Consider the following 7,260-nt stretch of genomic DNA (forward strand, 5'->3'; position numbering starts at 1 on the left):
TTAGAGGCTTACTTTCTTTCTCCAAAAATGTTCAGGCCCTTGAGTAGATTAAGGGCTTCATTGACCGGGTAATCATCCGGCGATGTCAGTCGCGCAGTTTGCTGGCGCTCAGGTTCTTCTTGTCCGCTTTCCAGGTGTCCTTGCAGATCCCGTTCACGGGTTCTGCGGCTTTCTTCAATGGGTGTGATCCGGGCATTGATAACCTCGATATCCGGCTGAATGCCTTCGGCTTGAATAGACCGTCCTTGGGGGGTGTAATAGAGAGCTGTCGTCATTTTCAGGGCTCGGTCATTGTAGAGAGGTAAAACAGTTTGCACTGAACCCTTGCCAAAGCTGGCTGTGCCCATGATTAAGCCGCGACGATGATCCTGAAGGGCACCAGCTACTATTTCTGAGGCAGAAGCCGAGCCTGAGTTGATCAGCACCACCAGCGGGATACCTTCCAGTGCATCACCAGCGCGGGCTTCAAAACGCATGTCAGTATCGGGCAGTCGTCCCTGGGTATAAACGATCAATCCACCATCAAGAAAAATATCGGTTACTTCGGCTGCGGCTTGAAGAACACCGCCGGGATTATTACGTAGGTCCAGGATCAGGCCTTTCAAGTGGCCCTCATTGCTAGCCTTGAGTTCTTCGAGTCCTTTAAGGGTTTCCTCGGCACTGCGATTTTGAAATTGGCTGATTCTTAGGTAGCCATAATCCTTTTCCAGCAACTGCTGGCGCACGCTGACGGTTCGGATCAAATCCCGGGTCAATTCGACTTCAAAAGGCTGTCCAGCTGATTCACGTTGAATGGTCAGGCGCAGAGTGGTGCCCGGTTCACCTCGCATCAGCTCGATGGCTTGATCGATACTTAAGTCACGGGTGGAGGTGTCATTAATCCGGATAATTAAGTCCTGAGGTTGAATGCCTGCTTTGGAAGCCGGAGTGTCATCAATCGGGCTGATAACCTTGATGTAGCCTTGTTCAATTCCGATTTCGATTCCCAACCCACCAAACTCACCTTGGGTGGACTCACGCAGCTCCTTGAAGGCTTCAGGCTCCAAATAGCCTGAATGAGGATCGAGCCCAGAAAGCATGCCCCGAATAGCATTTTCAAGCAGGGTCTTATCATCCACTTCATGCACATAAGCTTGTTTGATGCGTTCATAGACTTCTGCAAAGCTGCGCAGTTCATCCAGCGGCAGCTCATAGTCTGGAGAAGTCAGCGGGTAATCTAGCGATTGGGGCTCCAGGGCTTGGGCTGGTAATGCCAACACCAGGGCAAGCAAACCTCCGGCCAGGACAGAACCTGAAAAACGGCTTAAAGGGCGGGTTGAAGGTGCTTGCATGAATTTAACTCCAAAATCCGGGTCTTAAGGCTTAGCGTCGGGCAATCCAAGTAATTGGATCGACTGGCTGTCCACGGTGGCGTATTTCAAAATAAAGGGCATTGCGTGTTTGACCGCCTGTTGAGCCAGCCGTGGCAATAACATCACCGGCATTGACCCAGTCGCCAGTCTGTCTGCGTAGGGTTTGATTGTGCCCGTAAAGGCTCATATAGCCACCACCATGGTCAATAATGACCATAAAACCAAAACCTCTCAACCAGTCAGCAAAAACAATGCGCCCACCATGAACGGCTTTGATTTCAGCACCTGAGTCTGCCTGGATGGTCAAACCCCTGCTGACCAGCCGATTATCCTGCTGGCGACTGCCGAAGGCGCTGAGAACCCGGCCCTGAATGGGCCAGGGCAAGTTACCGCGCATATCCGGAAAAGGACGGGCATCTCTGGGTGGTGGTAACTTGACGATGGCTTCGGTTACCGCATCCAGTAATTCCTGCAAACGCTCCTGGTCTGCTTGTAATTGCTGGAGCTCATCATCACGCCCGGAAATTTCCTGGCTAAGGCGGGCAATCAGCACCTGGCGGCCCTGTTGTTCAGCCAGCAATTCCCTGCGTCTTTCCTGCAGGGAACGGCGAACGCCTTCCAGGGCCTGACCGCGGGTGACGATTTCTGATTCAACCTGGTCCAATTGCCGGGCAATCCGTAGATAGTCTTCAATACGCTCGGTGCGCTCACGATTAATATAATCATAGTAGCGCAGTAGGCGGGCGACCCTGTCGGGTTCCTGTTGATTGAGCAACACCTTCAGGTATTCCTGGCGCCCCATTGAGTAAGCTGCACGAATTTGCTGGCGTAAAAACCCTGCCTGCTGATCCAGCTGCTCTTGCAATTCTTCCTGTTCCCTGCGCAGCCTTTGCATCCGGCTCTCCAGTTCCTGGGCTTCACGGGTATTGGCTTCAATACGGGTGACCAGCTGGCTAATTTGGGTTTCAGTTTGTCTCAGCTGATTTTGCAGGTCCGACTGCTGATCTCTGGCCTGAGTCAGCCAACCCTGTAGCTCACTAATATCCTGACGCAACTGGCGTAGTTGCTGTTCGCTGACTTCTTCTTCATTCGCCAGCACCCAGCCAGTAGTGAACAGGCAGCCCAGCAGTATTCCAATAACCAGTGCAGGAAACTTCACTCCAGCTCTCCCTGGATTGCCATCATGTTGAGGGCTTAATCAAACTCAACCAAAGCCTGACCGGTCATTTCCGGTGGCTGAGGAATGTCCATGGCCTTGAGCAGGGTGGGTGCCAAATCACAGAGACGTCCACCTTCTAAGAGTCTTGCCTTTTTGCCTTTGGGAGGCAGGTAAATCAGGGGGACAGGGAAGGTGGTATGGGCTGTTTGTGCTTGACCGGTGGTTTCATCCAGCATCTGCTCGGCATTACCATGATCTGCTGTAATAAAGCACTGGCCATTAACTTCTTCCAGTGCTTCTATTACCCGTCCAATACAGGCGTCCAGGGTTTCTATGGCTTTAACGGCAGCATTAAAATCGCCAGTATGGCCAACCATATCACCATTGGCATAGTTGCAGATGATGGCATCAAACTCACCGGATTTAATCGACTCTACCAGTTTGTCGGTCACTTCCAAAGCGCTCATTTCCGGCTGCAGGTCATAGGTGGCAACTTGCGGTGAAGGAATCAGGATGCGGGTTTCACCGGGAAACTTGTCTTCGCGGCCACCGGAAAAGAAAAAGGTGACGTGAGCATACTTTTCGGTTTCGGCAATGCGCAGCTGGGTCTTGCCCAGATTGGCCAGATACTCACCCAGAGTGTTGTGCAGCTCTTCGGGTGGAAAGGCAGCCGAAGCAGGAATATCAGCTGCATACTGGGTGAGCATCACAAAGTCAGCCAAACGTGGCCAGGCGCGGCGGGCAAAGCCCTGGAAATCTGCTTCCACAAAGGCCCGGCTGAGTTCACGGGCCCGATCGGCACGGAAATTCATGAAGATAACCGTGTCGCCATCTTCAATCTGACAGGCCTGGCCTTCAGGCTGAATACTGGTGGCGGCAACAAACTCATCATTCTCGCCCCGCTCATAAGCCTGTTGCAGAGCTTCCAAAGCGGAGGAGGCAGTATGTTCGCCCTGGCCCAGAGTTAGCAGGTTGTAAGCTTTTTCAACTCTGTCCCAACGATTGTCCCTGTCCATGGCATAGTAGCGACCGACAAGGCTGGCTATTCGTCCCTTGCCGAGTTCAGCAAACTTGTCTTCCATGGCCTTGATTGAGCCTTCAGCACTGCGCGGAGGCATGTCGCGTCCATCCAGGAAGGCGTGCAGATAGACTTCTCTGGCACCGCGCTTAACGGCCATTTCCGCTGCCGCGAACAGGTGCTGCTCATGGCTATGCACACCACCGGGCGATAAGAGCCCCATCAGGTGAACGGCTCCCTGCTTATCAATGGCTTTATCAATGGACTGGACCAGGGTAGTGTTTTCAAAAAAACTGCCATCGGTAATGGCCTGGGTAATGCGGGTGAAGTCCTGGTAGACAATCCGGCCGGCTCCCAGATTCATATGGCCGACCTCTGAATTACCCATTTGGCCATCTGGAAGGCCAACCTTCATACCATCAGTATAAATTTGAGTGGTGGGCAGTTGGGCACGCAAGCGATCCATTACTGGTGTAGAGGCGTGATGAATGGCATTGTTGTCAGCGGCAGGATTGTCGCCATAGCCATCCAGTATGATCAGAGCTGCAGGTGTACGTTTGGCATTCATGATGGAAACTAACTCTCGGATTGGGCTGCTGAATGTAAATCTTGACCATGATAGCTTTACAGGACGCAAATCACCATCCCAGAGGTGTCAGCAAGGCCGCTCTGGTGTATCCTTGGGCGCTGAATTTCTACCTGGCATTCAACACAAGAGATCGAAGATGTTCGAACAAATTATCGAATTCAGCATGAACAACCCCCTGTTGGTTGGTGCTTTCATCCTTTTGCTGGTTATGGTGATCTATAACGAGACCAAAGGGACGGCTAAGGGCCTGACACCAGCAGAAGCTGTACGCCTGATGAACCGTGATGAAGCCGTAGCCGTCGACATTCGTGACCGTAAGGACTTCAATGCCGGCCACATTACAGGTGCTATTCACCTGCCCATGAGCAGTATGGATAGCAAGCTCCATGAGCTGGAAAAGCACAAGGACAAGCAGATCATAGTGGTCTGCCGAATGGGTAACTCTGCCAATATGGCAGTGACCAAATTGCAAAAAGCCGGTTACCAGCAGGTTATGCGCCTGAAGGGTGGCATGATGCAATGGCAGACAGATTCCATGCCGGTTGTTAAGAAGTAAGCCACTACATTCAATTTCATTTTTTAACTGACTAGGAAAGAACCATGAGTGAAGCTCCCAAGCCAGAATTTGCCTTGCAACGTATTTACCTGAGTGACGTTTCTTTTGAGGCCCCCAATAGCCCGGAAGTTTTTATGGGCAATGAAAAACCTCAGGTAGACGTAAAGCTGGACTCCAAAAATCGCAAAGTCAACGATGAGCTTTATGAAGTCACCGTAAAAATCACTGCTCAAGTGACCTTTGGTGAAAAAACAGCTTTCCTGGCAGAAGTTCAGCAAAGTGGTGCTTTTCGTGTTGTCGGTATTGAAGGCGACAACCTGGATCACACTTTGGGTGCCTTCTGCCCCAATATCCTTTTCCCCTATGCCCGTGAAGCTGTTGATGGTCTGGTTGTGAAAGGTGGCTTCCCGCCGCTGATGATTGCTCCGGTTAATTTCGAAGCCATCTATGCGGAGCGCAAACAGCGTCAGGCTCAGCAAGCCGAGCAGCCGACTCAGCAGTAAAGATGCGGCGCTTTTATTCGCCTCAGCCCCTGACAGCTACCACCGTTAGCCTGGAAGGTCAGGTTGCGCGACATATGCTGCAGGTGCTGAGGATGCAAGCCGGTGATGAGCTGGAAGTCTTTGATGGCACGGCCAGCTTCAAAGCCCGACTGCTGGCAAGCAGCAGTAAAAAACAGGCTTGTTTGGAGCTGCTGGAAAGCCTACCCAGGCAAGCGAGATCGCCCTTATTTACCCATTTGGGTCAGGCGATCTCCAAGGGTGACCGCATGGATTGGGTCATGCAAAAGGCTACAGAGCTGGGTGTGAATGAAATTACCCCCCTCTATACCCAGCAGGGGGATGTTCGCCTGAAAGGTGAGCGTGAAGCCAAAAAGCATCAGCATTGGGAACAGGTTGCGATCAGTGCTTGTGAACAGTCGGGCCGAGACTATTTACCCAGGATCAACAAGCCGGAGCCTCTGGCGGCTTGGCTGAAAAAGCGTGAAGAGGCAGTGAAGCTTGTCCTCCATCCAGGTGGTCATAAGGCGGAACTTAAGGCTTTACAGCCAGTTTCTGCTGCCTTATTGATTGGCCCTGAAGGTGGTATGAGTGCTACTGAAGTGGATCAAGCCAGGGCCGAAGGGTTTCAAGCCTTGAGCCTTGGACCCAGAATTTTGAGAACCGAAACGGCACCGGTTGTTGCCTTATCTTTACTACAAGACTGGTGGGGTGATTTTTAAACCCTGCCTGCTAGGAGTTGACCCATGGCGCAGGCCGAACAAGTTGTTATAGGTGTGGTAATGGACCCCATTGCCGAAATTACCTACAAAAAAGACACGACTCTGGCCCTTTTGTTGGCGGCTCAAAAACGCGGCTGGCAAATCAAGTATATGCAAATGGAAGACCTCCATCTGCGCCAAGGTAAACCCTACGCACGCATGGCGGATCTTGAAGTCTTTGCAGACCCGAAAAAGTGGTTTGAAAAGGGTGATGAAAGGCTTCAGCCCCTTTCCGATCTGGATATCTTACTGATGCGCAAGGACCCACCTTTCGATCAAGCCTTTTTGACAGCAACCTGGTTGTTGGAAGCGGCTGAACGGGAAGGGGTTTTGGTGGTTAATAAACCACAAAGCCTTAGGGACTGTAACGAAAAACTTTTTGCCCAGGAATTCCCCGATTGTTGCCCGCCAACCCTGGTAACCAGTCAAGACCGGATCATTCGTGATTTTCATAGTGAGCACCAAGACATTATCCTCAAGCCGCTGGATGGTATGGGGGGCATGGGTGTGTTTCGGGTCCGGGAAGATGGCCTTAACCTGGGCGCCATTATTGAGCAACTCACGGAGCTGGGGCAGCGTCAGATCATGGTTCAGAAATACCTGCCTGCCATTAAAGATGGCGACACTCGCATACTCTTGATTGATGGTGAACCTGTGCCCTATGGCCTGGCACGGATTCCCCTTGCTGGAGAAACCCGCGGCAACCTGGCTGCCGGCGGCAGTGGTGTGGCCCGTGAACTGACCGCAAGAGACTACTGGCTGGTCGAGCAGGTGGCGCCTGTGGTCAAGGAAAAAGGCCTGATTTTTGTCGGCCTGGATGTCATCGGTGACTACCTGACCGAAATTAATGTGACCAGCCCGACTTGTGTCCGCGAACTGGACCAGCAATGCAATCTGGATATTGGCGGCCTGTTAATGGAACACCTGGCGAGCCGCCTGGGCCGCCACTAACACTTTCCTGTAGCCATGTCTGCTGATTGGTGGCTAGCTTCCCTAAAGCAGGTTCAGCCTTTTGTTCTGGCCCTGCTGCTAGCCGTCGTTATCCACCTGGTCTTTTTACTCTACAGACCAGAAACCCCCCCCTTAGAAGAAAATATTGAGCAGCTATACCAAGAAGCCACTTCAATCCTGCTCGAAGACCTGGACACCTGGATAGAGGAGCCTGAGACTCTGCCCGAACCCGAACCCGAACCCGAACCCGAACCCGAACCCGAACCCGAACCCGAACCCGAGCCAGAGCCAGAGCCAGAGCCAGAGCCAGAGCCAGAGCCAGAGCCAGAGCCAGAGCCAGAGCCAGAGCCAGAGCCAGAGCCAGAGCCAGAGCC

8 protein-coding genes are annotated in these 7,260 nt (G+C 52.4%); 4 read left to right on the top strand and 4 right to left on the bottom strand.

Going from position 1 to position 7,260, the window contains the following annotated elements:
• Positions 1–8: 8 nt before the first annotated feature.
• Genes BM185_RS11110 through gpmI form a run of 3 tightly spaced genes read right to left on the bottom strand, consistent with a single transcriptional unit; the run spans position 9 to position 4,097 of the window.
• Complete coding sequence (locus tag BM185_RS11110; RefSeq protein WP_091963560.1) at positions 9–1,331, bottom strand: S41 family peptidase; 1,323 nt, start codon at positions 1,329–1,331, stop codon at positions 9–11.
• 31 nt (positions 1,332–1,362) lie between these two features.
• Positions 1,363–2,511 (bottom strand): murein hydrolase activator EnvC family protein, encoded by a 1,149-nt coding sequence (locus BM185_RS11115; RefSeq protein ID WP_091963562.1) that lies wholly within the window; start codon positions 2,509–2,511, stop codon positions 1,363–1,365.
• A 35-nt stretch (positions 2,512–2,546) separates the two neighbouring features.
• The gene (gpmI, locus tag BM185_RS11120; protein WP_091963566.1) at positions 2,547–4,097 is read right to left on the bottom strand and encodes a 2,3-bisphosphoglycerate-independent phosphoglycerate mutase; all 1,551 of its coding nucleotides are present in this window, start codon (positions 4,095–4,097) and stop codon (positions 2,547–2,549) included.
• Positions 4,098–4,254: 157 nt separating this feature from the next.
• Here gpmI and BM185_RS11125 point away from each other — a divergent pair, with 157 nt between their 5' ends.
• From BM185_RS11125 to gshB, 4 genes are read left to right on the top strand one after another with little or no spacing between them, the layout of a single operon-like run.
• On the top strand, positions 4,255–4,674 hold the full coding sequence (locus tag BM185_RS11125) for a rhodanese-like domain-containing protein (RefSeq protein WP_091963569.1): 420 nt from the start codon (positions 4,255–4,257) through the stop codon (positions 4,672–4,674).
• Positions 4,675–4,718: 44 nt separating this feature from the next.
• The gene (gene secB, locus BM185_RS11130) at positions 4,719–5,177 is read left to right on the top strand and encodes a protein-export chaperone SecB (RefSeq protein ID WP_091963573.1); all 459 of its coding nucleotides are present in this window, start codon (positions 4,719–4,721) and stop codon (positions 5,175–5,177) included.
• Positions 5,178–5,179: 2 nt separating this feature from the next.
• A complete protein-coding gene (locus BM185_RS11135) occupies positions 5,180–5,896 on the top strand; it encodes a 16S rRNA (uracil(1498)-N(3))-methyltransferase (protein ID WP_091963575.1) in 717 nt (238 codons plus the stop codon).
• A gap of 24 nt (positions 5,897–5,920) precedes the next feature.
• A complete protein-coding gene (gshB, locus tag BM185_RS11140; protein ID WP_091963578.1) occupies positions 5,921–6,886 on the top strand; it encodes a glutathione synthase in 966 nt (321 codons plus the stop codon).
• 88 nt (positions 6,887–6,974) lie between these two features.
• Here the strand turns inward: gshB and BM185_RS14675 are convergent.
• On the bottom strand, positions 6,975–7,260 hold a 286-nt coding region (locus tag BM185_RS14675; protein ID WP_218149430.1), incomplete at its 5' end, for a hypothetical protein.

Origin of the sequence: Marinospirillum celere (genome assembly GCF_900112235.1) — a bacterium.
Classification (GTDB): domain Bacteria; phylum Pseudomonadota; class Gammaproteobacteria; order Pseudomonadales; family Halomonadaceae; genus Marinospirillum; species Marinospirillum celere.

What these genes read in the sequence shown, in the direction of transcription:
- BM185_RS11110 (WP_091963560.1), bottom strand. Translation starts at nt 1,331, where the DNA reads ATGCAAGCACCTTCAACCCGCCCTTTAAGCCGTTTTTCAGGTTCTGTC.
- gpmI (WP_091963566.1), bottom strand. Translation starts at nt 4,097, where the DNA reads ATGAATGCCAAACGTACACCTGCAGCTCTGATCATACTGGATGGCTAT.
- BM185_RS11135 (WP_091963575.1), top strand. Translation starts at nt 5,180, where the DNA reads ATGCGGCGCTTTTATTCGCCTCAGCCCCTGACAGCTACCACCGTTAGC.
- secB (WP_091963573.1), top strand. Translation starts at nt 4,719, where the DNA reads ATGAGTGAAGCTCCCAAGCCAGAATTTGCCTTGCAACGTATTTACCTG.
- gshB (WP_091963578.1), top strand. Translation starts at nt 5,921, where the DNA reads ATGGCGCAGGCCGAACAAGTTGTTATAGGTGTGGTAATGGACCCCATT.
- BM185_RS11125 (WP_091963569.1), top strand. Translation starts at nt 4,255, where the DNA reads ATGTTCGAACAAATTATCGAATTCAGCATGAACAACCCCCTGTTGGTT.